Genomic DNA, 25,737 nt, shown 5'->3' with positions numbered 1-25,737 from the left:
GGGTGGAGGACGGGTCAGTCGCGTTTGCAGATGCGGTCCAGAAGGTTGGCCGTGGCCCGCTGCACGCGCGCGTCGACGTGGCCGGGGCGGTCCAGCGCGGGTGACCAGGCGAACGTCCCGGACGCGAAGACCAGGGCACCGGACGGCGCCCGGTACAGGGACGTCTCCTGGTGGCGCGGGACACCTTCGCCGTCGGTGTACGGGGAGTGCGCGAGGAGGATGCGGCGCTGGTGGTCGGGGAGCGGGGTGCGCGGGAAGTAGCGGTCGGCCTCGCCCGCGACCAGGCCGTCGATCGCGTCGCCCTCCCGGGCCCCGGTCGCCTCCCACAGCCAGTGGCCGGCGTTGCGCACGATCAGCGGGTGCGGATCGGGGACGCCGCCCGCGTACTGGATCCCGATGAGCTGCTGCTCGGGCCGGTCGATCTCCCGCCACAGCACCGGGCGGCCGGGGCCCTTGCGTTTGCGGCAGGTCAGCAGGCGGTCGGGGACCCCGGCCGGGGAGGGGCCCAGTTCGACCTGCCAGTACATGGTGTTGGCGGAGAGGAAGACCAGGGACGTGCCGTGCTCGCGGGCGCGTTCGGCGGTGCGGCGCATCGGGACGGACCAGTACTCGTCGTGGCCGGGGAAGACCAGGCCGCGGTAGCGGGTGGGGTCGACCCGGCCCGCGTGCAGGTCGCGGGCGTCGGCGTAGGCGAGGTCGTAGCCGTAGCGCTCGGCCCAGCGGATGAAGTCGTAGGCGTGGCCCACGTGCAGGGGCAGGCCCGCGCCCGCGTACGGCCGGTCGAAGGAGACCGTGGTGGCGGCGTCGGCCTCGCCGAGCAGCCGGCCGTCCTCGTCCCAGGCGTGGTAGAGGCTGGCGCCGGTGCGGCCGTCCTCCGGGTAGAGGTTGTACGCCTGCCAGGTGACGTCGGGCAGCAGCAGGAGCAGGTCGGCGGGGTGGCTGTCCCGGACGGTGAAGGGGATGTGGGAGCGGTAGCCGTCGGCGGTGGTCAGCACCGCGACGTACGCGCCGATGCTCCAGTACGAGGGGATCTGCAACCGCCACGACAGCCACCAGTGGTGGCAGGACACGGTGCGGTCGGCGGTGAGCGGCGGCGGCTGGACGATGCCGGACAGCCGCGGGCTGGTGGTGATCTTGGCGGCTCCGTCGCCGCCGTAGTGGCCGATGCGGTAGACGTCGACACCGAACTCCTGGGGCGGGTCCACGGTGACGTGGAAGTCGATCGCCTCGCCGGGCGTGACGGCGCCCGTGGAGGCGAAGCCCTTGATCTGGCGGTGCACGTCGTCGGCCGAGCGGGGGCCGACCTCGGCGGGGCGGGGCGCGGGGATGCGGGAGGCGGTGCCGCCCGGTTTGCCGCCCGGTCCGCCGCCGGGGACGGAGGGCGCGGCCGGGTCGACGTACCAGGGCACGACATGGCCGCTGTCGTCGTAGTACGTCTCGCTGCCCCGCAGCCAGGGCACGGGCCCCTGGCCGAACGGATCGGTGACGGCGTGCGCGAGTGCTCCCGACTCCCAGCGGCGGACACGGTCCGGTCCCATGGCTGTTCCCCTCCCTCGTCCCCCGTGCTCTGTCGTGACCGGCGGGGCGGTGCGGATGCGTTTCTGCGCTTCCGTCCGGCCGGTGTGTCCGTGCGCCCTGGTGGGTGTGCGGTGCGTCCTGATGTGGGTGTGCGGTGCGTGTGTGCGGTGCGGGTGCGTCCTGCTGCCGGGTGCCGTGGGCCTGGTCCGGGCGGCTGGGGTGGCCGGGTACGGCCGCCGGTGGCCGGGGGGCCGGGTGGTGTGCCGGCCGGTCCGGGGTGCCGTGCGTCCTGGTGCGGGCAGGCAGAGCGGGACGGCGCCCGTCTGTCGTATGTCGTGTGCGATTGCCACGTGCGCGGTCGGTCCCAGCACATCACATGACGCACGCATGCTGTCACTACTCGTTGCGAATTGACCGAAAGTGGAAGTCCTGGGTCCGGTAGGCCGCCCTCCGGATCCGCGTCCGCCGGGTTCAGGCCAGCCGCACCGGCTTTTCCGGCCGTATGCCCGCGTCGATCAGCCAGGTCCGCAACGGGCCCGGATCGCCGTCCTCGACCAGGGCGAGGACCTTGGGGCCGAGGTCGGCGGTTCTCTCGCCGTCGATCAGCAGGGAGGGGCCGTCGAGCCAGTCGAGGCCGGGGGCGGCCCCGGCGGTGTCCATCGCGGCGCAGCACACCATCGCGGTGACGTGGTCGGCGAGGAGTTCCCGGCCGGTGCGCGGCGGCTGGAGCGGGAGGAGGGGGAGCGCGCCCTCGTCCCAGGGGGGTGCGGCGGGGGTCTGTCCGCCGCTCTCCGCCGACGTCGGGGCGGCGGGAGCGGCGGCCTCCTCCCGGGCCAGCTCGGCGCTGAGTCCGGCGGCGAGCGCGGCGCCGCGCTCGGTGCCCGGGTCGGACTCGTCGTCGTCCGGCCCGTACGACTCATGCCGCTCGCACGAGTCGTACCGCTCGTGCGGCTCGTGCGGCTCGTGCGGCTCATGTGGCTCGGCCGCCGCGACCGGTCCGGCCACCGGGGCTGCCTGGGCCTTCTCGACAGCTCCGGCAGGTCCGGCGGGTCCGGCGGGTCGGGCAGGTCCGCCGGGCCCGGCGGGCTCAGCCGATGGGGGTGCTTCGGCCGTTCGGGTGGGCTCGGCCGTGCGGGTGGGGTCCGCCGGTCCGTGCGGCGGGGACGCGAGGAGGTGGTCGGCGGAGAGATGCCGCAGGACCCGCTCCAGCGTCGCGCCGTGCGGGTCGCCGACCGGGGAGCCGGGGGCGCGGCGGACGCCCAGCGCGTCCAGTACGCGGTGCAGACGGGCGGCGTCGGTGCGCCACTTGCGGTCGACGACCTCCTCCGGGTAGTCCGCCCAGTCCACCGGGGCCCAGTCCGGGCCGGTCCCGGCCGGGCCGCCGTGGAAGAGCCGTGCCGCCAGCAGCGAAGTCGCCTCGTCCACCGTGCCGGGCTCCTCCAGCAGGTCGCAGGCGGGCCGCTCGCCCAGCCGCGAGGCGAACCCCTCGGCCAGGCGGTCGCGCCGGGACAGCTCCGTGAGGGCCGCGACGACACCCGCGTCCAGCCGGGACGGCCAGCGGCCCATCCGCCACGCGGGCAGCGCCACCCGGGTCAGCAGCCGGTCCCAGCCCGCGTACGCCAGGCCGACCTGCTCCTGGGCGACGATCCGCAGCCCATAGTCCACAGCCTGTGCACGGTCGGCCGCTGCCGCCGCCACGCCCCGCTCCATCAGGGCCGCGTCCTCCCGGCAGCCGCGGAGCATCAGCCGGGCCACCCAGCCGACGGCCGCGCACACCGCGTGGGACAGCGGACACCGCCCGGCCGTCGAGGCGGCGGCCACCGCCGCGTCCAGCCCGCGGACGAACCGGCGGGCGGCGGCTATGTCGGGGTGCGCCGAGGGGCCCGTACCGGCCACGACCGGGGCGAGCACGGCCCGCAGCTCGCCGACGCGCATCCACCACAGGAACGGGGAGCCGATGACCAGCACCGGCGCGGCCGCCGCCCGGCGGGAGCGGCCCGCGGGCAGGGCACCGGGCCCGTCCGGCTCGTCCCGGTCGGCGCCCGCGGGAGGGCCGTGGGCCGGATGCGTACGGTCCTCCAGCCAGCTGTCGCAGTCCGGGGTCAGTGCTATGGCGGACGGGGCCGGGACGTCGAGCCGGTCGGCGAGGTCGCGCACCAGGCGGTACAGGTCCGGGGCGGACTCCTCCGGGACCGGGACCGTGGGGCTCATCGCGGGGCGGGCGCGGGCGACGACCGCCCCGATACCGGCGGCGGCCAGCAGGACGACGACCGCCACGGCGCCGACCACCCACCGGGCGAGGTCCCAGCCGTGGCCCACGAGATGACCGGTGGAACCGCCGGCGAGCAGGATCACGGCGACGGCGGCGGGCAGCAGGGCGACGGCCAGCGCGCGTCCGCGGACACGCAGCACGGCCAGGGCCCGGGAGCGCGCCGACTGCGCACTGCCTTCCACACCGTTTCCGGTCACGACCGGACGTCACCCCCTCCCGACTGTCCTGAACTGCCCTGTGGTGCTCACTCCCCCACTGTGGCACCCGCCACTGACATCGCAATGCCGGTGGGCCAAGTGCCGGAACGCTTGCGCCGCACCCTAGTTGGGGGTCCGGCCCACGTCAGCCGGATGGGCCATTGCTCACTCGATGGAATGGCTTTGGTCAGAGGTGGATGACACAGAGCAAAGATCAGGCCCCGGATTCTGTCCGGGGCCTGATCATCGGAAAAGGGTGCCTGAGGCCCTTGGCTAGGCGCCCGCCGCCGCCTTGGCGGCGATGTCGGTGCGGTACTGGGAGCCGTCGAGGCGGATGCGGCCGACCGCCGTGTACGCGCGTTCGCGCGCCTCGGTGAGGTCCTTGCCGACGGCCGTGACGGACAGGACGCGGCCGCCCGCGCTCAGCACGGCGCCGTCCTCCTGCCGGGTGCCCGCGTGCAGGACGTAGGCGTGCGGGGCGTCCTCGGCGGCCACCTCGTCGAGACCGGTGATCGGGTCGCCGGTGCGCGGGGTGCCGGGGTAGTTGTGCGAGGCGACGACCACGGTCACGGCCGCCTCGTCGCTCCAGCGCAGCGGCTCCAGGTCGCCGAGGGTCCCGGTGGCCGCGGCCAGCAGGACACCCGCCAGCGGGGTCCGGAGGCGGGCCAGCACGACCTGGGTCTCCGGGTCGCCGAACCGGGCGTTGAACTCGATCACCCGGATCCCGCGACCGGTGATCGCGAGGCCCGCGTAGAGCAGCCCGGAGAACGGGGTGCCCCGGCGGCGCAGCTCGTCGACGGTGGGCTGGAGGACGGTCCGCAGCACCTCGTCCACCAGGGTGGGCTCGGCCCAGGGCAGCGGGGAGTACGCGCCCATGCCGCCCGTGTTCGGGCCCGCGTCGCCGTCCAGGGCGCGCTTGAAGTCCTGGGCGGGCTGGAGCGGGAGGACCGTCACACCGTCGGTGACGGCGAAGAGGGAGACCTCGGGGCCGTCGAGATACTCCTCGATGACCACCCGGTCGCAGGCGGCGGCGTGGGTCCGGGCCGCCTCGATGTCGCCGGTGACGACGACACCCTTTCCGGCGGCGAGCCCGTCGTCCTTGACGACATAGGGGGCGCCGAAGGCGTCGAGCGCCGCGTCGGTCTCCTCGGCCGTGGCGCAGACGTAGGACCGGGCCGTGGGGACGCCGGCCCCGGCCATCACGTCCTTGGCGAACGCCTTGGAGCCCTCCAGCCGCGCGGCCTGACCGGACGGCCCGAAGACCGGGATGCCCGCCTCGCGCACGGCGTCGGCGACCCCGGCGACCAGCGGCGCCTCGGGCCCGACGACCACCAGGTCGGCACCGAGCCGGGTGGCCAGCTCTGCGACGGCCGCGCCGTCGAGGGCGTCGACCTGGTGCAGCTCGGCGACCTCGGCGATACCGGCGTTGCCGGGCGCGCAGTGCAGCGCGGTGACGTCGGGATCGAGGGACAGGGAACGGCACAGGGCGTGCTCACGAGCGCCGCCGCCGATGACGAGGACCTTCACGGGGTCAGCCTAACGGCAGAGCGCGGCACCCCCTTGTGCGGGTTGCCGAGGGAGCGGGAGCGAGGTGCTCGTACGTTCCTCCGAAGCCGGCGAGGCCCGTAGGACCCAGCGGGGCCCCGCCGCCCGCCACTCCTGCTCCGTCACTCCGTCGGGTACTCGTCGAGGACGGTCGCGCCCAGCTCCCGCACGATCAGGTCGTGGCCGGACAGGGCCGACTCGTCGAGGTCCGGGTCGTCGTCCTCGGGAATGTCGTCCTCGGGGGCCACGGGCGCGGGCTCGGGAGCGGCGGGCCGGGCCTGCCGGGCCGCCTGGGACGCGGCCGGGGAGCCGCCGGGGCCCGGGGCCGCCGTACGCGCCGGGGCCGGGCGGTCGGCGGCCGGGGCGGACCCGGGAGCCGCGGATCCGGCCGGGGAGCCCGCCGTACGCTGCGGGGCCGCGCCGCCGCCGGGGAAGGCACCGCCGCCGCCGAACCCGCTGCCGTAGCCGCCGACGGGCTGCGGGACGGGGGCGCCGCCGCCCGACGGGTCGACGACCGCCTCGACCTTCCACTGGACGTTGAACTGCTCGGCCAGCGCCTGCCGCAGCACGTCCTCGCTGCCGCTGCCGGCGAAGTTGTCGCGGGCGCCCGCGTTGACGAAGCCGAGCTGGAGGGTGGTGCCGTCGAAGCCGGTGACCTGCGCGTTCTGGCTGAGCAGGATCCAGGTGAAGCGGCGGCGGTTCTTCACCGCCTCCAGGATGTTGGGCCACAACTGGCGCGGGTCGAGCCCGCCGCCCGCCGGGGCGGGCGCGGCGACGGCCGGGGCCTGGGGCGCGGGGGCGGCGGAGGGCGTCTGCGGGGTGTTCGCGGGGGCCGGTGCCGCGCCGGGCCGGGCCGCGGGCTGGCCGCCGCCCGGTGCCGCGGCCGTGGGCCAGCCGCCGGGCCGCCGGGCACCGGCTCCGGCGCCGGATCCCGCACCCGCTCCGGCGGGCGCCGCCGTGGGCCAGGCGCCGGGCGCGGCGGCCGCGGGAGCCGACGCGGGCGCGGCCTCCGGGGACGGCGCGGCGGCCGGGGCCGGGGACTGCTGCGGTGAGGCGGCGGGAGCCTGCGGCACCTCGTGCGCGGGGGCTCCCTGGGGCTGGGGGCGGGCGGCGGCGGGCGCGGCGGGCCCCTGGCCGTACTCCCCGGCGCCCGCGGACCCGGCCGCTCCGCTCGGCGCGGCAGGAGCGGCGAGGGGAGCACCGTCCGCCCCTCCGACGCCACCGGGCGCTTCCTGGCCCCCCGGCGCACCGGGCGTCGCCCCCTGGGGCCCCGGTGTCCGCACCGCCGCGCGGGCCGCCGCCGCACCGCCGCCGGGCGGCACCGGGGCACCGGCCGCGGCGGTCGCGGCGGCTCCGCCGTGGGCCTCGGGTCCGGGCACGTACCCCATCGCGGGGGCTCCGGCGCCGGTGCTGAAGTGCACGCCGCGCTCGATGCGGTCGAGGCGGGCCATCACGGACCGCTCGTCGCCGTATGCGGCGGGCAGCAGCACGCGCGCGCAGATCAGTTCGAGCTGGAGGCGGGGCGAGGTGGCGCCGCGCATCTCCGTCAGTCCCTCGTTGACGAGGTCGGCGGCGCGGCTCAGCTCGGCGGCGCCGAAGGAGCGGGCCTGGGCCTGCATGCGCTCGATCACGTCGGCGGGCGCGTCGATGAGGCCCTTCTCGGCCGCGTCGGGCACGGCGGCCAGGATCACCAGGTCCCGCAGCCGCTCCAGCAGGTCGGCGACGAAGCGCCGCGGGTCGTTGCCGCCCTCGATGATGCGGTCGACGACCTCGAAGGCACCGGAGCCGTCCCCGGACGAGAACGCCTCGACGACCGAGTCGAGCAGGGAACCGTCCGTGTACCCGAGGAGCGAGGTGGCCATGGCGTACGTCACACCGGCCTCGTCCGCAGCGGCGAGCAGCTGGTCCATGACGGACATGGAGTCACGCACGGATCCGGCACCGGCCCGCACGACCAGCGGAAGCACGCCGTCCTCGACCGGGATGGCCTCCTTCCCGCACACCTCGCCCAGGTAGTCCCGCAGGGTGCCGGGCGGCACCAGCCGGAAGGGGTAGTGGTGGGTCCGCGAACGGATCGTCCCGATGACCTTCTCGGGCTCCGTGGTGGCGAAGATGAACTTCAGATGCTCCGGCGGCTCCTCCACCACCTTGAGCAGCGCGTTGAAACCGGCCGACGTGACCATGTGGGCCTCGTCGATGATGTAGATCTTGTACCGGCTGCGCGCGGGCCCGAAGAACGCCTTCTCGCGCAGGTCGCGGGCGTCGTCCACACCGCCGTGCGACGCGGCGTCGATCTCGATGACGTCGATGGAGCCGGGACCGTTGCGCGCCAGGTCACGGCAGGAGTCGCACACGCCGCAGGGCGTGGGCGTCGGGCCGTTCTCGCAGTTCAGGCAGCGGGCGAGGATGCGTGCGCTGGTCGTCTTGCCGCAGCCGCGCGGACCGCTGAACAGATACGCGTGATTGACCCGGTTGTTCCGCAGCGCCTGCTGCAACGGGTCGGTGACATGCTCCTGCCCGATGACCTCGGCGAAGGACTCCGGTCGGTAGCGGCGGTACAGCGCGAGAGACGACACGCATACGAGGTTATAGGCGCCCACCGACAACCGGCGTGGCCCGCGGATCCGCCCACCCACGCAAGGGCCCCCCACGCACCCGCCAGAGCCGACCTACCCTTGCTGCCTTCCGGCCCTGGGGGAGTTCAGTCAGATAGCGCCGCGTGAGGGGCTGCCGAAAGACTACCCGATCCCGGGGGCCGAGAACGAGTTCGCGAGCACTCCTCCGCGTCATGTAATGTTCCCAGCGGAGGATTCGCCTAGAGGCCTAGGGCGCACGCTTGGAAAGCGTGTTGGGGGCAACCCCTCACGAGTTCGAATCTCGTATCCTCCGCCAGTGCCTCACCGGGCACGATGTCGAAGGGCCCCCTGGAAACAGGGGGCCCTTCGACGTTGTCCTCAGACCTCGTTGTCCTGGTCTTTGTCCACAGCGGGGTTTTCCGGGGCTCCCCAGATGGCGCGCTCGATCTTCCGGGCCGCTTCCTTGAGCATGGGATCGGTCACGTGCAGGTACCGCGCCCGCATCCGGGCGGCGCCGCCCGGCTCCCATCCCATGATCTGGTCGATGACCCGGTCTGGCACCCCGAGCAGCATGAGCACGGTGCCCGCGGTGTGCCGTGCGTCGTGCAGACGCCCGTCCCGGACGCCGGCGTCTTCCAGTAGCCGCTTCCAGTCGTGATAGTCCGTGTTCGGGCTGAGCGGACCGCCCAACGGCTTGGTGAACACGTACTCAGACTCGGACTCGGTCCACAGGTTCCCCGCCGCCGCACGCTCCCGGGCCTGCGCCTCTCTGTGGGAACGGAGCATCACGACCAGCGGGCCCGGGAGGGGCACGGCGCGACGCCCGGCGCGTGACTTCGTGTTCTTCGTTTCGCGCCGCACCTGCACCCGGGCCGGGCAGTAGCCGGCCTTCCGGCCGCACGGTGCCGCCTCACCGCACCCGTGCTCGTACTTCGGTCGCAGCCGGTTCCGGCGAAGCTTCAGGTACTCGTTGGCCAGGTCCACGTCGGACCACCGCAGTCCGAGCGTCTCGCCCTGCCGCAGTCCGAGCGCCAGGGCCAGCATCCAGCGGGCACTGTTCCGGCGCTTGTTCACTTCGAGCAGGAGGCTCTGCACCTCATCGACCGAGTAGGGCTCTACCTCCGTCTCGTCCTCTTCCATCCGGGGAGGCTTCGCGAGGGCGGCAGCGTTCTTCGCCGCGTGGCCACGCCGGACCGCTTCCCCCAGTGCCGTACGGGCCGTCCGATGAACCTGGTGGGCGGTGCCTGCCTTGCTGCCGGCGCTCTGCATCCGGCGGTACAGGCTCTCCAGGTGTTCAGGCTCCAAGCGATCGATGCGGTGCCTACCGATGCCCGGCACCAGGTGCACCCGGACCGCCACCTCGTACCCGTCGTACGTGTTCTCGCTCACGACGGGCTTGGCGATGTTCTCGACCCAGTGCTCAAGCCACTTCGCCACCGTCCACGGCTTTCCGGGCTGGCGCGCCGACCCTTCGTCGCGCTGCTTCTCCAAGCGCCGGACCTCGTCAACCAACTCCTTGCGCGTGGGCCGGGTCAGGTGCCGACGGTACGGCTCCCCGTTGTCCTTGTAGCCCATCGGGACACGGGCGTGCCAGCGCCCGTCCTTGCCCAGGTAAAGGGCCGATTCGCCGTTGGCCCGGCGAGTACGCTTCTTCTCCTCTGCCACTGGCAGTTCCTCCGGTCGGTGCAAGGCAGACAGGCTTGGAGCGCCGCCCGACTGCCGGGCGGCGCTCCAAAACAGTGCGATCAGGCGGCGCGCTGCTCGGTGCGGCGGCGGGCGAGGTAGGCGGCGGGGGCATCGGCGGGGACGCGTCGGAGTCCACCGATGGTCAGGGACTCCAGATCTCCGGTGCGGATGAGGGCATAGCAGGTGGTGCGGCCGATGCGGAGGCAGCGGGCGGCCTCTTCGACCGTCAGGAGAACGGGGACCGGACCATTGGCCTTGGCGAGTCGGGCGGTGTCCAGGTCGGTGACGCTCATGTGGGAGCTCCTGTGGGCAGTCCTCGGGGGCCGGTGCTGTGTGCGCGTGTGTCCGAAGCGGGGATTTCTGCGTCATCGCGTCACCTGCGTCAATCAGGTCTCTGACCTGCGGGTTTCGGTGACGCGGCCGAGCGGGGACTGCGTCACAGGTGACACGGGCTCTCGTCATGGGGTGACGCGGGTGACGCGAGATGACGCAGGTTCCGCCGTCTGCGTCACCCTCTGTTGCCGCTGTTCAGGGGCCGTGTGCCGGGCCTGTGGTGACGTAGTGACGCAGGTCTTCCCTTCTTAAGACAAAGGAAGGGGTAATTCTGTGGTGGTGCGTCGTCTCTCAGGGCTTGAAGAACGAGCCGCTTCGCGGCGCGACTCGTGCAGGGCGGCTGTCGCCGCCGGAACAGCAAGAGGAGCACCCGCGGCCGGGTGTGCTCCTCTTGCTTGTCCGCCTGCCGGGCGGCGGTCAGAACGCGGGCTGCTGCTCGTGCTCGGCGGGTGGGGCTTGGCGGGTGATCTCGATGTAGCGGGCGGCGCTGGTGCGGCCCCAGTCGACCAGGACCCCGCGCGCGGCGAGGGTGGGCTGGATGCGCCTCAGCCGGTCGGAGAGGACCTTGCCCGTGGTGGGCCAGCCCTTGGGCAGGGGGCGGCAGTCCTCGCCGCTGTAGAGGCCGGTGAGGGCGTGCAGCCACTCTGCCGACGTCATCCGCACGTCCTCACCGGGTGCCAGTTCCTCGGCGCGCTGGAGGACCGTCTGCGCCAGCAGGTCGCCTTCGATCACGTCGTCGTTCAGGTCGTCCAGGCTGGCGCGGTAGGCGGCCAGCGTCCCGAAGCCGGTGGCCGCGTCGAGCTGCGCGCACAGGTGGGCGAAGTCCGCCATCCGCAGATCGGTCGGTGTCTCGGCCTGCATCGCCCGGACCTTGACGGTCAGGTCGAGCAGGGAGCCGAGGACGGCGGGCAGGATCTCGGCGTACTCCGTCCACAGCTCCGCCTCGGTGCGCCGCACGCGGGGCCGCTCCAGGCGCAGGGTCAGGAGCCGTTCGGCCAGGTCGGGACGGATGACGCCGACGTCGATTCCGGTGAGCAGCATCGGCCGGCGGTAGCGGGAGCGGACCACGTCGCCGTCGGTGAACAGGGCGCGCTTGATGCTCTCGGCGCCGGTGATGACGCAGCACATCAGGTCGGACAGGTCCGGGGGGAGGTGGGAGAGGTTGTCCAGGGCGGTGATCCATCCGGCGGCCACGGCGGTGATCATGTTCTCTTCGTCTTTGGGGGCGCGGCGCAGGTCGCCGGTCATGCCCTCGATGACCCTGATGAGCATCCGGCCGCCGGTCGACTTGCCCGCTCCCTGCGGGCCGGTCAGGAATGGCGCGGGGACGGGCACGGAGGGTTCGAGGCAGCCGATGAGCCAGGCGATGGCCAGGGCCTCGGTCCTGGCGTCGGCGAAGTTGCAGAGCCGGAGGAGCAGGTCCAGGCCCTTGCCGTTGGTGTCCTTGGCCGGCAGGGGCAGTTCGCCGGTGAGCTGGGTGCGCCGCCAGCAGACCTCTTCGGGGTCGGGGACGCGGATGTCCCAGCCGGTGGGGTGGATGCGGACGGACCGGCCGTCGTCACGGCCCAGGTCGAGCCAGGTGGCGCCGTCGAAGCCGGGGGCGACGCGGATGTGGGTGGGCTGTACGGGCTGGCTGAGGGCGAGTGCTTCGATCAAGTCCAGCGCCTCCTTGAGGGCGGTTCCGTTGAAGACGCCGACCCCGTCACGGAAGAGGCCGACCATGAGTTCCTGGCGGTGGCTCCCGCTGGTGCCCTGGGAGCGGATGGGGCGGGCCACGGGGTGGCCGGTGCGCTGGGCGTACACGGTCCCGTCGATGGTCCGGAAGTACCGGAAGTGGGACTGCGCGTAGTCGGTGATGACCTGCCGCGCCGGGGGCTTGTCGTCCTCGGACACGCCGCTCACATCCCCAGCGCCGCACGGGCATTGGCCCACGCCTCGGCGCAGTGCCGCGCCGTCTCGCCCTTGGCCTGCGCGGCGGCGAACAGCCGTCCGATGTGGGTGTCGGTGAGGCAGCCGCACCGGCCGTGTGTCGACAGCACCGCCAGGAACGTGCGGTACACGGTCGCGTGCACGGCGCTGGACGCCGCGGTGATGCGCTGCTCCGCCATGGCGATCCCCCGGGCGAGATAGGCGGGCGTACGGTGCGGGCACTCCCCGCCACCGGCCAGTGCGGGCCCGGCGCCGGCGTGCGGCGCCGGACGGGCCGGGGCGGGCTCCTTCACGGCCAGAGCACGCACGGAGTCCGGCAGGGCGGCCATGCGACCGGCGCCGGGGCCGAGCCACCGGGCGTAGGACATGGTCGACTTGATATCGACCCCGGGCCGCACGCCGTTGTGGGACGTCATGGTGCCCCGGTAGATCCAGTGCTCACCGCGCGTCGTGGGCACGGTCCGGGTGGGAGGCAGGGTGGCGCGGGCCCAGTCGATGGCCGCCGTGTCGTCCAGGTCGACCACGGTCAGCCCGACGGCGCCGGGGTGGTAGGCGACCGTGGCGGCCCGCCGCCACGCGGCCGACCAGGCCGGGGAGGTGAGGACGTGCGGGTCGGTGGTGGCTGCGGCCCAGGCGTGGCAGACGCCGGGGCAGGCGCAGGGGCCCGGGGTCTTCATGTTCGGCCGGCCGCCGCACGCGTTGCCGGTGCAGCGGCGGCAGTTGCCGAAGGGAACCTTGCCCACCCGCAGCGGCAGGACCGGGACCCGGGACGCGGCAAGGGCGAGCGCGGTGCGCATCAGGTCCTCGTTCATGCGGCGGCCCTCCCGTTCTGGGTGAGGAACTGGGTGGCGATCCAGCGGGTGTAGGCGGGGGGTACGGCCTTGCGGGCTTCCCGGTTGGTCATCCAGGTGCAGCCCATGGCGTCGGCGTAGGCGCGTTCGCCCTTGTGCGCGAAGGCGAGCAGGCCGGGGCGGTGCCAGCAGGGCGGGACCAGGTCCCCGCCCCCGCCCCACGACGTCTCGAAGGCGCGGTGGCGGCGGACGGGGAGCCCGAACTGGGTGCCGCACAGCAGGTAGTCCGGCCGCAGGATGCCCGCGGCGGCGGTCTCGGGCACGTTCTCCATCACCCACGGCCGGCCGGTGGCCTGCATGACCTCCCGCCCGGGGCCGACCAGGTCGGGGTGGTCTTCGGGGTTGCCGCGCCACCTGGTGACGGTGGCGTAGCGCTCGCATGGCCAGGAGCCGTGGATGAGGTCGAAGGTGTGCCCGTAGCGGGCGCAGTACTCCAGGCCGTCCGCCTGTACGAAGGGGAAGGGGTAGTTCGGCTGAGGGGCGATGTCGACGCCGGTCACGTCGAAGCCGGCGAGGTGGTAGCCCATGGACAGGCCGCCGGCGCCGCAGCACAGGTCCAGCAGCCGCAGCCCGTTCGGCCGCCGCAGCGGCAGCACACGCGCGCTCACGCAGCCACCCCCAGCACGGCCGGGGCGAGCTGGGTGAGGGCGGCGCGGCCGATCCACTGGGTGTAGGCCGGGGGGACGCATTCGCGGATGCCGTCGCGGTTCATCCACGGCACGCCCAGCACGCGGCGGGCCAGGCCGACGCCGGAGAAGTTCCCGACGAACTGCCCGTACCAGCCGGGCGGGACGGGGCGGCCCATCTTGGCCTGCGGGACCAGGTGCACGGGGTGGGCGGGCTGGGCGGGGGTGAAGCCGCCGCCGGGCTCGAAGAACCGGTGCCGGTAGTTCGCCAGGCCGAACATCTGCCCGCACAGCATGACCGGGCTGTGCAGCTTGGGCAGGGCGCCGCCCACGTTCTCCAGCACCCACGGCCGCCCAGCCACCTCCAGAGCGGTGCGGGCGGGGGCGATGAGGTCGGGGTGGGCGTTGCCCTGGATGCGCTGGCATGCGGTGTCGTGCTGGCACGGCGGGGACGCGTGGATGAAGTCGAACTCCGCACCGTGGGCGAGGACGAACGCGATGGCGTCGGCCTGGACGAACCGGTACGGGTAGCGGGGCTGCGGGGCGATGTCGACGCCGGTCACGTCGAACCCGGCATCCGCGTAGCCCTTCGCGGCGCCGCCCTGGCAGCAGAACAGGTCCAGCAGGCGCGGCCGGTGGACGCGCACTCGCCGGACGGGGGTGGGTTGCGTCATGCTGGAGACCTCCACTGTTCAGTTGGGTGGAAGCAAGGGCGGCCCCGATTCATTGGCGTGATGGGGGGCCGCCCTTGGCCGTGCGGTTAGCGGTGGATGACGATGGCGGTAGCGTCGTCGCGGTAGCCGTCCCGGCCGGTACGGGCCGCGCCGACGATGGCGTCGGCGAGGGCCTGCGGGTCGTCGGCGTGCCGGCGCACGAGGGCCGCCATCTCCTCGGGCGGGATCTGGTCGTGGGCGCCGTCCGAGGTGAGCACGACCAGGCGGTCTCTGATCCCGGCGGTGTAGACGGTGCCGATGCTGGCCCGCGCGAGCGAGGTGCGCAGCCAGTTGTCGTGTTGGCGGGAGATCTCCAGTGCGACGCCGTTTGCGCGGAGTTGGGCGCCGACGGTGTGGTCGTCGGTGTACAGGTTCAGCCGTGTGCCGTTCCAGCCGTACGCGTGGGCGTCGCCGGTCCAGTTGACGACGAGGACGTCGTCGTCGGGGATGGCGCGGGCGGCGACGGCGACGGCGTCGGCCTCGGCACCATCAGCGCCCGGGTCGGCGATCAGCTCGGAGGCGGTGAGGAGTCCGGCGAGCGGTCCGCGGCGCGCGGAGATGCGGGCAGCCGTTTCGGCGAGCAGGGGTGCGGTGGCGGAGGTGTGCGGGCCGTGGCCGATGCCGTCGACGACGGCGGCCCCGACCGTGCCGTCGGCCAGCCGGTAGACCTTGGCGGCGTCAGCGTTGTCCATGGCGGTGCCCTCGCGGGTGGCGATTCCAGTGCGGATCAAAGATCTCTCCTCCGAGATGCGCTGAGAAGGGGGCGTCGTGGGCCCCGCCGTGCGGTGTGCGGCGGGGCTAGAGGTCGGTGCCGGTGGAGTGGGCGATGTAGCCGGGGCAGACGGAGTCAGGGCAGTCGCAGCCGCCGCACTCGTTGCAGATGTCGCCCGAGCACTCGTCGCACAGCTCGTGACCGGGGCATCCGTAGGACGCGCACTCGTCGCAGTACTGCTCTTCGTCGGACATATGGGTCTCCTGTCGTGGTCAGCCGTGGAAGTGGTTGCGCTTGAAGACCGCGCGCCGGATGTTCACCGTGGTCCCGCCCCGGTGCCCGCCCGTGCCGAGGGCCTGGACGGCGATCCAGCCGCCGAAGACGACGGCGGCGAGGATGATGAGCTGGGTGATGAACGCGGTGAGGGCGGCGATGAACGCGGTCAGCAGGAACAGCCCCCCGCACACCGCGCCGAACCCGACGCCGGCGAGGGCGACGTTCACGGCGGTGCGGGAGACGGCCGGGGGCGCGGCGGCCGGCTGGGTGGGGTTGACGGCGTAGCCGGTGATGACGCGGCCGTCCGGCAGGACGATGCTCGCCACCGCCGGAACCTGTTCCGGCTGCACGGCGACGAGCGGCGCCGGGACGGTGACGGCGGGTGGGAACGGGGTCGGCCGGTGGACCTGCGGGGCCCGGATGACGGGCGGGTGGGGTGCGGGTTCGGGGTGCATGCGGAATCCCTTCCGGTACGGGTCGGGGGAGGCGGGGGGACACCCTGCCGGGAGGCTTCTGGAGGGGTTTCAGGGCCCTGGGCTGGGGTGCCTCCCCGCCTCCCCGAAATGGCGTTTTCGCTGATCAACGCGGGGGAGGCGGTCCGGGGAGGGGGTTGGGGAGTTCTCCCTGCCTCCCCGGGCCGGACGGTGGTGCCTCCCCGCTACTCGGCGGCAGAAGCGGAACCGTTCTCATCGCGGTTGGCGAGGGCCCGCAGGACGTGATCGCGGTGGATGACCATGACGCCGTGGGACTTCTTCGGCTCCTCGCCGTGCTCTTCCAGCAGGCTCTTGAGCCGGTCGTTGGTCCACTGGTCGCCGTAGACCTGCGGGGCCAGGGAGTGCAGCCGCTTGAGGACTTCGTTGGTCCGCAGCCGGGGCGCGTCACCGATGACGGTGGCGATGTCGGCGAGCGCGTCGCGCTCCTCGCCCGGTTCGACGAGGCGCAGGGTGGTGACGCCGTCGCGCAGGGCCTTGGCCCGTGCGGCGATCTCGGCGGCCGCCTCGTCGCCGATGAAGTGCGTGCGGACCGTGATGGAGGACTGGCCCGCCGGCATCTCGATGCCGTCTGAGGCGACCACCAGGGTGCCCTTGTCCAGCCCTTGCCGCAGCAGGTGCGGGGCGGCGCCGTCATCGACGGCCTTGTCGCCCAGCGCCATCCGGGACTGTGACTCGGTGCCCAGCACGAGGGAGGCGCGGGTGTGGGCGCCCTCGCGGACCAGCTTGGGGAGATTCTGGTCGGTGGGGTCCTGGGTGCCCTGCCACATCAGCACGTCGACCGCCCGCCCCTGGTTGTTGATCTTGCGGACGGCCATGAAATAGCGGGAGGTGGCCTTGGCGCCGCCGTAGGGCCGCTTGTCGTCGCCGACGACCGGGCACATGAACGCCACCTGTGCCTCGTCCACGTTCACGATCAGCGGATCGAACACGGCGGCCGGGTCGGTGCGGCGGATCTCGATGCGCCGGTTCATCTCCTCCACGGCGGCCTCGACCATCTCGGTCGCCTGGATCACGTGGTCGTCCGAGGGACCCTCGATGAGGACTTGGGCGATGCCGTCGAACATGCTCCAGTCGCCCACGCCCTTGAGGTCGGCGATCCAGAACTGAACGGATCGGTCCAGGGCCAGCCACAGGGCCAGGGCCCGCAGGGCGGCGGTCTTGCCCTGGTTGGAGCGGCCGGTGACGAGCAGGTGGCGCTGATACACGCTCAGCTCGGCCGCGTCCCCGCGCAGCGTCCGCCCCCACGGCGCCTTACCCGTCTTGTAGTTCGCGGTCGCGCTCTCGTCGGTGACCAGCGGGGACGGGCCGATCGGCTCATCCAGCGCCCCAGAGTCCGCGACCCACAGGCGCACCGTGCGGGCGGCCTGGGGGATGGTGATGAACACCTCGTGCTCATGCCTGCTCAGGTTCTCCGCGAGCTTGCGCCGCCGCCCCTGCACCTCGTTCGTGGACACCCCCGAGGGAAGCGTCACGTCGACTTCCACGCCGCATCCGGCGATGGTGATGGGGCCGAGCATGGCGGCGCCGGCGTCGCCCATCTCCTTGATGGCCTTGCGCAGCGCGGGGACGCCGAGGTCGCGCAGGGCCTTGACCACGATCGACGGCGTGATCGGCTCGCCCNCCCCCGTCCGGGCGTGGGCGGGCAGGGCCCACTGCGGGGCGGCCTGCTGCTTGCTGCCCACCGCCCACAGGGCCAGCAGCGCCAGGAACGGGCCGACCGAGATGAGCGGCCCCCACACCACCCGCACGATCGTGACCATGAGGCTGATGAACTCGACCACGGCCATGAGCGGCGTGACCACCTCGGCCGGGTCCTTGGTGGCGACGGCCAGGGCGACGCCGAGCAGGACCAGGCCGCCGATCCCGGCGCCGGTGCCGACAGCGGCGCCCTTGGCGGCGGCGAGCGGGGAGTGCAGCAGATCCATACGGCGCCGGTGGCGGGCCTCGCGGTAGCGCTGCCCGCGCTCCTCCCACTCCGCCGCCGCCTCGTAGTTGCCCGCGGCTTCAGCCGCACGCAGCATCCGCTCGTACCGGGCAGCGGTGCGGCCGTCCCACGTCCGCTTCGCGACGATCCGGGCCCCGCCGGCGACGTAGAGACCGTGGCGGACCATGAGGCGGGCGGCCGTGCGGGTGTTCTCGTGCGTGACGGCGGCGCGGACCGTACGTCCGGAGCGCACCCACAGGGGCACGGCCGGTGCGGCGGGCGGGTCGGGGACCACGGTCAGGTCCGGACGGGCAGATTCCTGGGAGGGATCGGGGGTTTTGTGCAGGTGAACGACGGTTCCGCTCATGACGGAACACACTCCAGACTGCCCCCAGCCAAGGGGGCGGAAGATGAGGGGCCCGGGGCAGCCGTGGCGGCCCCGGGCGATCGAGACATGCGCGGCCGCGCGGGCTCAGGCGGCGGGACCGGCGGCGCGGGCGGGCGCGGTCACCACCAGCGGGACCGCTTCCCGGGGACGAGGTACGGGTGGCCGTTGCGCATATGGTCCACGCACTGCGGGCAGTCCTCGCGCGGCTTGAGCCTGCGGTGGATGCTCCGGTCGTGGGCGTGCTGCCAGCACTGCGGGCACTCACCCGGCGGCGTGACCATGCCGGGCACAGTCACCACCAGCCGGAGGACTTCTTCGCGGACTTCGCGGCGGCGGCCTCGTTCACGATGCGCTGCCGCTCGGTCTGAAGCGCGGTGATCTCCGCGATCAGCCGGGTCTCGGCACTGGACCAGGCCGTTTCAAGGCGGTGGTCGGCGCGGTCGGTGCCGCGGCCCCGCAGCACCGAGACGGAGCCGCCGGCCATGGCGGCGAGGATGGTGCGGCGCTCGCGGCCGTCCAGCGGCCACAACTCCTTCTGCCGCACCGCTTCCAGCTTGCGGGTCGTCTCCCGGATCGCACGGTCCAGGCGACGGGTGTCGGGCTTGCCCATCTCAGGCACTCCTCAAAGACTCGGAAGATTCGGGGAAGGCGCAGCCCGTGCACATGCCGAGCGCGGCGGGGATGACGTATCCGGCATCCCGCCCGCACTGCGGGCAGCGGCGGCGCGCGGTGTTCGCCCTCTCCAGCGCCGCCCACCGGGCGGGCGTCATCGGACGCACCGGCATGGCCAGGTCGATCCGGTACAGATAGGCGATCAGCGGGCCGCGCCGGCGGCGGGGCCGTTCGAGCTGCGCGGCCACGTCCTGCCCGCCGGGCCGCAGCCCGGCGGCGCGGAGCTGTCGGCGGGTGGCGTAGCCGTCCGGGGCCAGACGCCACCGGAACACCGGCAACGCACCCATCACGCGGCCTCAACTGTCGCGGCGGCCCGCTCGGCAAGGAGCGTGTCCCGCAGCATGCGGGCGTTGGCCGGGGACGTGCGCAGGGTCCGGCGGATGCCCTCGGCGGTCACCTTCGCGTCCGGCCAGCCGGCCGCCACCTGACGTGCCTCGGCAAGCAACTGATCCGGCGTGCGCTTCGGTCGGGTCGGCTTGGCCGCGTCGGGCACGCGGCCGGTGGCGCGGCGTGGCCGGGTCGACTCCGCCGCCACCGCACGCCGCTCGATCGAAGCGACCGGAGCAGGGTCGGCCGGCGGGAGCGGCTTGAGGTGCGGAGTCGACTTGCCCAGGTCGACCGCGACCGGATCGGGCACGGTCAGCCGGGTCAGCGTCACCACCGGGTGCGGCGCCGATTCAGGCAGGTCAGCCATAGACCGTTTCGCATCGGTCTTAGTGGATTCCTCCGCATTCGTGACCGGTGCGGGATCGAGGGCGATGCCGCCGAACATCGAGGCAAGGGCGGCGTCCGCGCCCGCGGTGACGCGGACGCGCTGCACCTCCAGCAGCCTCGATCCGAGAGCCACGTCCCCGGCCCCGACCTTGCGGGCCAGCCGCCACGACTTGCGCTCCGACGACTTCTTGACGCGGTCGCTGGGGTGCTGGGTGGCGCGGGCCCGGTGGTAGGCCAGGGCCTGCACCAGGTCGGCGGTGCGGCGTTCGTTCTCGGCGTCCCGGCCGTCGGTGTGCACCACGATCCGCCGGGCGAGGAACGCCATGCCCTCGGCGGAGACGCACATGCCCATCGGGGTCACGGCGTAGATCACGGTCCGTCCCGCGTCCGGTCCTGCCATCGCGGCCATGACGGACGCGGCGGCGGGCAGGGCCCACAGCCCGAGCCGGACGATCCGGGGCGAGGACTGGCCCAGCATCGTCAGCCCGAGCAGGACCAGACCGAGAACGGCGGTGGCACCCCCACCGGCCGCGACCGCACCCAGCGCGGTCCCGGCCCCGTAGGCGTGCCCGATGTTGCTGAACGTGCCGTACCCGCCGATACCGCCGACAGCGGCCATGATGACGAACGCGGCCCCCAGCACGAACCGCTGCGGGGCGGTCAGGGTCTTCGCGGTGCTCACGACCGGCCCTCCCGCCAGGGGAAGGGCCGGGTGTGGTCGGCGGCGCGGAAGATGCGCACGGCCAGTCCCACGGAGGTGTTCGGCTTGGGGACGGGCCGGGTCCCGGTGACGGAGGCGAGCAGGCTGACGGCGTGGTGCTCGCAGCCGTCGACGCCGGCGTTCGTGCGGTCCAGGACGGTCACGACGACCGGCCCGGCACAGGGGGTGGGGTCTTCCGGGTGCGCGGCCGGGCACCGGAACACCACCGGCCCCGGCCCGGCCGTCTGCCCGCCGTCCCCGTCGACCAGGTGGACCAGGTCGCGCAGGGCGGTCTCCAGCCGGCCGATGATCCGGGCCATGGCGCTCCCGTCCAGCAGGTCCACGTCCAGAGCGGCGGCCAGCGTCTCGCGGGCCGCCGCCACCCGGCACCGCTCGAAGCGGCTCAGATCGCGGGTCATCACGCGGCCTCCCCCGGGGTGCGGTTGACCAGCGCGACCCGCGCGGCCAGCGCCCGCCGCCGCGCCCGCCGGATCCGCCGCACGTCCAGCTCGGACGGGATCCGGTCCAGGGTGACGATCTGCGCGTCCAGCAGCTCAACGTCCGCCAGGACCACCGGCATCTCGCGCTCGATCGCGTCCAGCTCAGCCGCCGTGGGCTCCATCCACGGAGCGAACGCCGTAACAGCGTCCTGAACAGTGACGATGTGTTCCATTGGGTCTTCTTCCTCTCAGACAGGAACGGCCCGACAGCGGCTCCCGGGATGCCCCCCGGGAGCCGCGCGCCGTTGGGATGGGATGGCCGCACGAGGGTGCGGCGGGCCGCGCGATGGGCGGCCGGTGCCCCGGGCCGGATCCGATCCGGCGCCTTCGCGACCCCGCCACAGATGGACGGGACCGGGGCATGTGGTGCGGGGGCGGGTCAGAAGAGCTTGGACGCTTCGCGGGTCAGCCGCTCGCACGCGGCGATGGCCGCCTCACGGGCCCCGTTCAGAGCCTCGGCGGACTCGGCGCCGCTCGTACGAGACGAGCAGCGGAGGCAACCGGCCGCCGCGACCAGCACGGCGGAAGGGCTGAGGTTCGAAGCGCGGCAGGTGCCGCGAAGGTTCTGCGGATTTCAGATCACGCGTTGCCAGTCACCGCCCCCGCAGGGGCGGATCCGGGCAGGTCACCCGGCCCGACATGGGCGGTCGGGGTGGTGACCCGCACCCATCGACCACACGTGTTCATGCGGCTGGGCCGGCACTCTGTTGAGTTCTCCACAGCGCGTCCTCCGGGCCGTACTTCCGGGCGCTGCCTCGCACACCGTGATTCAGGACCAGCCCGCAATCTGGTGCGCACCAACAGACTGCATTTGGTGCGCACCAGTGTCAAGGTGGTTCGCTCATTCGGGTGGCGGATGAACCGCCGCGGTGCATCTCCAGAAGACCTCTGGAGGCAGGGGCGCCGGTAGCCAACAGGGCTTAACTTCCGGCCTGTTAACCCCTTTTGACCTGCACCAACGTGCGTCATGCTGACAAGGTGGTGCGAGGGAACCAACGCCGGGAGGTGGGCCCGTGAGTGCGGGACTTCGGAGTGCGCGGACGGCGCGCGGGTGGTCGCAGGAACGACTGGTTCGCGAAATCGAGCGGTTCGCCCGACGGAACCTCACAGACGTTGCGTCAACCGCGAGTCTGCGGGTGTACGTGTCCGAGTGGGAGAACGGCAAGCGCACCATCTCCGACCGGTACGCGCGCATCCTGCGTCAGCTTCTCGGCGTCACGGACGCGGAGCTGCGGGATTCCGACCCGGTGCCCGTGGCACCGGCCGCGGACGGCTACGACGACCTACTGAGCCGGATCGATTCGGCCGGCAGCGTCAGCCAGTCCATGGTGAAGATGTTCAACGACCAGACCGAGCTACTGCGGATCATGGACCGCCAGAGAGGCGCCGCGGCCCTGGTCGATCAGATGTCCGGCCACCTGTCCGCCCTGGAAGATGCGCTCAACTTCGCCGTGCTGCCGGCCGCCCGTCGACCCGTGGCCCTTGCGCTCGCGGGCGCCTCAACTCTCGCGGCGTGGCAGGCAATCGACTCCGGGGCCGTTGAGCGGGCGTGGCGGCACTACGAACTTGCCAAGCGCGCGGCGCGCGACGCTGACGAGCCCATGTATCTTGCCCATGCCATGGGCGAGCAGGCGTACGTGCTCTGCGAAGCGGGACGGCCGGCGCTCGCCGTAGACCTCGTGCGGGAGGCTCAGCGCGCCGTTGGGCAAGCCGGTTCCGCCCGACTCCGGGCATGGCTGTACGCCGCGGAAGCCGAGATGTGCGCCCACGCCGACATGCCGGACGACTGCCGACGTGCGCTGGATGCGGCCATGGCCGTCATTCCGTCGGGTCCCGAGGATCGGGACGCGGACATGTTGAGCATCTTCCTGAACGGCGCGCATCTCGCCCGGTGGCAGGGCAACGTGCTCGCCCTACTCGGGGAGGAGTCGGCGGTGGCCAGTCTCTACGGTGCGCTTGAGGTGATGGACCCGACCTTCGTCCGCGCCCGCGGCGGCTTGCACGCCGACCTGGCCCAAGCGCACCTCACGCGAGCCGAGTACGAAGACGCCAGTACGCACCTGCGTCAGGCTCGACTGTTGGCGAGCCGGACCGGTTCGGTCCGGCAGCGCCGTCGCGTCGATATGCTCACTGCGCGGTTGTGAGTCCCTGCGTGCGTCGAGCCGCCAGGATGTGCAGCAGAGCGACGAGGGTGCCCGAGCCCATCAGCTCACCGCGGGCTATGAGTCCGGGGATGTCCGCCAGCGGTACCCATTCGATGTGGCTGGCCTCTTCCAGGTCGGTCGGCTCGCCGACCTTCTCGGCGCCGTGCGCTACGAAGATCTCGTGTGGCGAGTCGACCATGCCGACCATGGGCTGATAGCTCACGACGTGTTCCAGCGACTTGGGTCGCCATCCCGTCTCTTCGACGGTCTCCCGTAGCGCTGTGTCCGCCGGGTCTTCCCCCTGGTCGACGATGCCGCCAGGGAGTTCCCACCCGAATTGCTGCGGAACGAATCGGTACCGCCACATCATCAGAACCCGGTCCTGATCATCAATGACGGCCGTGACCGCTACGTGGTGGAGCCTCACGACGTGGTGCTCGAACCGCTTCACCCCCGGCGGCTCCACGTCCCAGAGCTGGAGCCTGACCCATCGGTTGTCGTACACGTCGCGCTCGCCATGGATACGCCAGGGTTCCAGCCCTTCCGGACGCTGAACGCTCACCGCGCCCGGCACCCGGTACGAACTCCGTCCCCGCACCTCCAACTGTCCTTCGGAGACGAGACGGGCGAGCACCTGCCGTAGGGCCGTCCGGCCGATGCCGAGTTCTTCCACGAGCGTGCGTTCTGAGGGGAGCTTGTCACCGGGCGCGTACTCGCCTGCCGCGAGTCGCGCGCGAAGCGTCTCGTAGACCTTGGTCGTCTTCGGTCCCATCCGCGGAGCACTCTCCGTTCTGACGTGGTGCGTACCAGCGTAGCGGCAGCGCACAGGGCGCAGAGCTGGACCGTTAAAGTCGGCGAGTATCAAGCAGGTGTGCAGTCGTCCGGTGGGAGTCCGCTGGCTGGGCAGCGGCGCGTCTACCTCCACGTGTACCTCCACCTGACGCCCTTCACTGATATACGGCAGAGGTACACCACCTGATGCTGGATACTGTTGCCCATGGTGGCAAAGAACATCGGAGACGCGCGTCATGCGCTACGCGATCGCAATTATGACGAACTCCTGGGGTTACCTGAATGTACTTGGCTGGACGTTAAGAGCGGCCCTTACCAGTTGACGCAGCCGAGTGGAGCCGAAGAGTTGGTCAAAGATGTTGCGGCATTCGCCAACGCGGCAGGCGGGGGGCTACTGCTCATCGGTTTCAAGACCGTTCCTAAGTATGACACCGAGATAATTTCAGAGCTCAGGCCGGTTCCTCGATCCTTGGTCAATGTTGACCAGCATCGTAAGTTGATCCATGAGCGCATCACACCCACTGTGCGTGCCCTGCAAGTTGAATGGATTGAATGCGGCGACGAATCGGGGATATTGTGTATTGATATCCCGGCTCAGCCTGTTGGGGTGATGCCCTTTACTGTTCCGGGTCCCAGTGACCGGAAGGGTAGGCCGAGTGGAGCTTCTATCGCCGTACCCTTGCGGACGGGCGATGGAACGCAGTGGCTGTCAAGGGCGGAGCTGCAAGGCATGCTTGTCGCCGGATGGGCGGCGGGCAGTTCTGGAGGCGCTGTCTCCGCGAGCCAGAGCCAGACGCCGGATCAGGCAAAGGCGGCACGGCTTGTCGAGACGATCCCCCTGGATGCTAAGTGGGTCGCAGGGCAAAAGAATCTATCAATGCATAGAGTTCCAGTGTGGATCAGTAACGCCGCATATTTGGCACAGAAGCAGCTCGGTGATGACATCGTCGATTTTCTTGATCCGGAGGCGGCGACCGTACATGAGGAACTGGTGAAGTCTCTCGATCTCCTGTGCGGAGAATTTTCCGGGATGTTCTATCCGAGAGTGCGGCACCCCGATAACGAGTACACGGAAATTCCGCCGGAATGGAAAGATGGTGACCATGTGCGATATCGGCGGACGCTTGATGCTTTGACGTCTGCTAGCGATAAGTTCCTGGCTAAGTATCAACAGTGCGTCAACGTACTAAACAGGAAAGGTCTGCTTCCCTACAGTTGATCTCTCGCGTTCGCTCAGCCGTTCGCATGCAAGGGCTAGGTGGGAACGGTCGGTCGGCGCCGGAAGGAGGCCCTCCCCTTTTGCGCATCTCGGTAAATATCTTACGGGGAAGTTTTAGCCGCCAGGTGCCTGGCAGCGCGTGCCGCCGCCATACGTGCCCGCTGTGCCGGTTGGACGTAAAGGATGAACACGGCCTCATCGATCAACTCGGCGATGTCTGCAATCTCCTCTGCAGAATACGCCAACCCATCGTGAACTGCGTCGTTCCCGACCACTCTGGCCTCATGGAAAGCGTCCACGATATTCTGCGAGACGCCTCGCGCAGCCAGAGAGGTGATCCGGTTATGCAGATTACTTCCGGTAGCACCTTGCTCTTTGGTTATCTGCTCCACGACTGCTCGATAGCCGACACCTGCCAGCCGGTAAGCCCCAGCCGCCTCAGTCAAGGCCGCTTCGCTAAATACTTCGCGCACCGATGGCGGCGCATCCGTGGAAATTTGGCGCGGTTTTGGCTCCGCTTCAGGGTACACTTGCGAAAGTTCGAAAGTCTCGTACCGTGCAGTCGCCTTTTTTTCTGTCGGGTTTATTGCAGTCCACAGAAATAGACTGTTAGCCGAGCAGTAGTCACAGGTTAGCGTGATAGTGAATAGCGTGAGGTGCTGCTTTTTACCGTCTGTGAACTTTCGAGTCAGAGATTGAAGGTCCCGGCGATGCACTACTTGCATTGACGTATGCATTGCACAGTGAGGGCAACGCAAATAAACCTGGCGCTTAACGCCAAACGCAGTTGGCTTTCCATCCACGGGCTCAATCTCTGAGAGCTGATCAGATAATTCACGCACAGTGGGATAGTAGCCCATCATGTATCCCCCCGTCATGCGATTTCAGCCCGCTCGCGCCGAGTAGGTGCACGACCATGCACCCGCGATCAAGGCGAAGTCGTCACCGTGCGCAAG

Annotated in this window: 24 protein-coding genes, 1 tRNA gene and 1 other RNA gene; 3 read left to right on the top strand and 23 right to left on the bottom strand. The window is 71.6% G+C overall.

Annotated features, from left to right (window positions below):
- Window positions 1-14: 14 nt before the first annotated feature.
- The 5 genes from B086_RS0110525 to ffs all read right to left on the bottom strand — a co-directional run bounded on the left by B086_RS0110525 (window position 15) and on the right by ffs (window position 8,264).
- Window positions 15-1,538 (bottom strand): N,N-dimethylformamidase beta subunit family domain-containing protein, encoded by a 1,524-nt coding sequence (locus tag B086_RS0110525; protein WP_018566373.1) that lies wholly within the window; start codon window positions 1,536-1,538, stop codon window positions 15-17.
- Window positions 1,539-1,989: 451 nt separating this feature from the next.
- The gene (locus tag B086_RS0110520; RefSeq protein ID WP_018566372.1) at window positions 1,990-3,987 is read right to left on the bottom strand and encodes a hypothetical protein; all 1,998 of its coding nucleotides are present in this window, start codon (window positions 3,985-3,987) and stop codon (window positions 1,990-1,992) included.
- 273 nt (window positions 3,988-4,260) lie between these two features.
- Window positions 4,261-5,514, bottom strand: coding sequence for a phosphoribosylamine--glycine ligase (gene purD / locus B086_RS0110515; protein ID WP_018566371.1), 1,254 nt, complete (start codon window positions 5,512-5,514; stop codon window positions 4,261-4,263).
- Between the two features lie 140 nt (window positions 5,515-5,654).
- Window positions 5,655-8,108 carry a DNA polymerase III subunit gamma and tau gene (locus B086_RS0110510; RefSeq protein WP_018566370.1) on the bottom strand — a complete coding sequence of 818 codons (2,454 nt, stop codon included), beginning with the start codon at window positions 8,106-8,108 and terminating at the stop codon, window positions 5,655-5,657.
- A gap of 59 nt (window positions 8,109-8,167) precedes the next feature.
- Window positions 8,168-8,264: signal recognition particle sRNA small type (gene ffs / locus B086_RS42235), an RNA gene on the bottom strand.
- A gap of 72 nt (window positions 8,265-8,336) precedes the next feature.
- Here ffs and B086_RS0110505 point away from each other — a divergent pair.
- A tRNA-Ser gene (locus B086_RS0110505) sits at window positions 8,337-8,424 on the top strand.
- 62 nt (window positions 8,425-8,486) lie between these two features.
- Here B086_RS0110505 and B086_RS0110500 read toward each other — a convergent pair.
- The 16 genes from B086_RS0110500 to B086_RS0110425 all read right to left on the bottom strand — a co-directional run bounded on the left by B086_RS0110500 (window position 8,487) and on the right by B086_RS0110425 (window position 20,799).
- Window positions 8,487-9,773, bottom strand: coding sequence for a tyrosine-type recombinase/integrase (locus B086_RS0110500; protein ID WP_018566369.1), 1,287 nt, complete (start codon window positions 9,771-9,773; stop codon window positions 8,487-8,489).
- 80 nt (window positions 9,774-9,853) lie between these two features.
- On the bottom strand, window positions 9,854-10,087 hold the full coding sequence (locus tag B086_RS0110495; RefSeq protein WP_018566368.1) for a helix-turn-helix domain-containing protein: 234 nt from the start codon (window positions 10,085-10,087) through the stop codon (window positions 9,854-9,856).
- Between the two features lie 457 nt (window positions 10,088-10,544).
- Window positions 10,545-12,020 carry a hypothetical protein gene (locus tag B086_RS0110490; RefSeq protein ID WP_018566367.1) on the bottom strand — a complete coding sequence of 492 codons (1,476 nt, stop codon included), beginning with the start codon at window positions 12,018-12,020 and terminating at the stop codon, window positions 10,545-10,547.
- A gap of 5 nt (window positions 12,021-12,025) precedes the next feature.
- Window positions 12,026-12,868 (bottom strand): DNA primase, encoded by an 843-nt coding sequence (locus B086_RS0110485; RefSeq protein ID WP_018566366.1) that lies wholly within the window; start codon window positions 12,866-12,868, stop codon window positions 12,026-12,028.
- The gene (locus tag B086_RS0110480) at window positions 12,865-13,515 is read right to left on the bottom strand and encodes a hypothetical protein (protein WP_018566365.1); all 651 of its coding nucleotides are present in this window, start codon (window positions 13,513-13,515) and stop codon (window positions 12,865-12,867) included. The genes B086_RS0110485 and B086_RS0110480 overlap by 4 nt, the downstream gene beginning before the upstream one ends.
- Window positions 13,512-14,207, bottom strand: a complete 696-nt coding sequence (locus tag B086_RS0110475) for a DNA cytosine methyltransferase (RefSeq protein WP_026252289.1) — start codon at window positions 14,205-14,207, stop codon at window positions 13,512-13,514. The genes B086_RS0110480 and B086_RS0110475 overlap by 4 nt, the downstream gene beginning before the upstream one ends.
- Window positions 14,208-14,293: 86 nt before the next feature.
- Window positions 14,294-14,977 carry a SpoIIE family protein phosphatase gene (locus tag B086_RS0110470; RefSeq protein ID WP_018566363.1) on the bottom strand — a complete coding sequence of 228 codons (684 nt, stop codon included), beginning with the start codon at window positions 14,975-14,977 and terminating at the stop codon, window positions 14,294-14,296.
- Between the two features lie 67 nt (window positions 14,978-15,044).
- On the bottom strand, window positions 15,045-15,212 hold the full coding sequence (locus B086_RS44950; protein WP_018566362.1) for a hypothetical protein: 168 nt from the start codon (window positions 15,210-15,212) through the stop codon (window positions 15,045-15,047).
- 18 nt (window positions 15,213-15,230) lie between these two features.
- Window positions 15,231-15,689, bottom strand: coding sequence for a hypothetical protein (locus B086_RS0110460; RefSeq protein ID WP_018566361.1), 459 nt, complete (start codon window positions 15,687-15,689; stop codon window positions 15,231-15,233).
- A 203-nt stretch (window positions 15,690-15,892) separates the two neighbouring features.
- Window positions 15,893-18,019, bottom strand: coding sequence for an FtsK/SpoIIIE domain-containing protein (locus B086_RS0110455; RefSeq protein WP_026252288.1), 2,127 nt, complete (start codon window positions 18,017-18,019; stop codon window positions 15,893-15,895).
- A 140-nt stretch (window positions 18,020-18,159) separates the two neighbouring features.
- Window positions 18,160-18,321: a pRL2-8 gene (locus B086_RS0110450; RefSeq protein WP_086024198.1), complete on the bottom strand. Its 162-nt coding sequence runs from the start codon at window positions 18,319-18,321 to the stop codon at window positions 18,160-18,162.
- An 11-nt stretch (window positions 18,322-18,332) separates the two neighbouring features.
- A complete protein-coding gene (locus B086_RS0110445) occupies window positions 18,333-18,650 on the bottom strand; it encodes a hypothetical protein (RefSeq protein WP_018566358.1) in 318 nt (105 codons plus the stop codon).
- 1 nt (window position 18,651) lies between these two features.
- On the bottom strand, window positions 18,652-18,999 hold the full coding sequence (locus tag B086_RS0110440) for an RRQRL motif-containing zinc-binding protein (protein ID WP_037873254.1): 348 nt from the start codon (window positions 18,997-18,999) through the stop codon (window positions 18,652-18,654).
- On the bottom strand, window positions 18,999-20,108 hold the full coding sequence (locus B086_RS0110435) for a hypothetical protein (protein ID WP_018566356.1): 1,110 nt from the start codon (window positions 20,106-20,108) through the stop codon (window positions 18,999-19,001). Before B086_RS0110435 ends, B086_RS0110440 begins: the two co-directional genes overlap by 1 nt.
- Window positions 20,105-20,545, bottom strand: a complete 441-nt coding sequence (locus B086_RS42720; RefSeq protein WP_018566355.1) for a hypothetical protein — start codon at window positions 20,543-20,545, stop codon at window positions 20,105-20,107. Before B086_RS42720 ends, B086_RS0110435 begins: the two co-directional genes overlap by 4 nt.
- Window positions 20,545-20,799, bottom strand: a complete 255-nt coding sequence (locus B086_RS0110425) for a DUF6284 family protein (RefSeq protein ID WP_026252286.1) — start codon at window positions 20,797-20,799, stop codon at window positions 20,545-20,547. Before B086_RS0110425 ends, B086_RS42720 begins: the two co-directional genes overlap by 1 nt.
- Window positions 20,800-21,762: 963 nt before the next feature.
- On the opposite strand from B086_RS0110425, the gene B086_RS0110420 reads away from it, so the two are divergent.
- Window positions 21,763-22,770 carry a hypothetical protein gene (locus B086_RS0110420; RefSeq protein ID WP_018566353.1) on the top strand — a complete coding sequence of 336 codons (1,008 nt, stop codon included), beginning with the start codon at window positions 21,763-21,765 and terminating at the stop codon, window positions 22,768-22,770.
- On the opposite strand, the gene B086_RS0110415 is transcribed toward B086_RS0110420, so the two are convergent.
- Window positions 22,754-23,542 (bottom strand): NUDIX domain-containing protein, encoded by a 789-nt coding sequence (locus tag B086_RS0110415; RefSeq protein ID WP_018566352.1) that lies wholly within the window; start codon window positions 23,540-23,542, stop codon window positions 22,754-22,756. The two genes, B086_RS0110420 and B086_RS0110415, sit on opposite strands and share 17 nt — an antisense overlap.
- 225 nt (window positions 23,543-23,767) lie before the next feature.
- On the opposite strand from B086_RS0110415, the gene B086_RS44545 reads away from it, so the two are divergent.
- Entirely contained in the window at window positions 23,768-24,781 is a 1,014-nt protein-coding gene (locus B086_RS44545) for an RNA-binding domain-containing protein (RefSeq protein ID WP_158690382.1), read from the top strand.
- 101 nt (window positions 24,782-24,882) lie between these two features.
- Here the strand turns inward: B086_RS44545 and B086_RS42715 are convergent, their stop codons facing one another.
- Entirely contained in the window at window positions 24,883-25,644 is a 762-nt protein-coding gene (locus tag B086_RS42715) for a DUF4145 domain-containing protein (protein ID WP_158690381.1), read from the bottom strand.
- Between the last annotated feature and the right edge of the window lie 93 nt (window positions 25,645-25,737).

Origin of the sequence: Streptomyces sp. PsTaAH-124 (assembly GCF_000373685.1) — a bacterium.
GTDB classification, from domain to species: Bacteria; Actinomycetota; Actinomycetes; order Streptomycetales; family Streptomycetaceae; genus Streptomyces; species Streptomyces andamanensis.
Note: the sequence above shows the minus strand (reverse complement) of the source record. Positions and strands in the feature narration are given on the sequence as shown.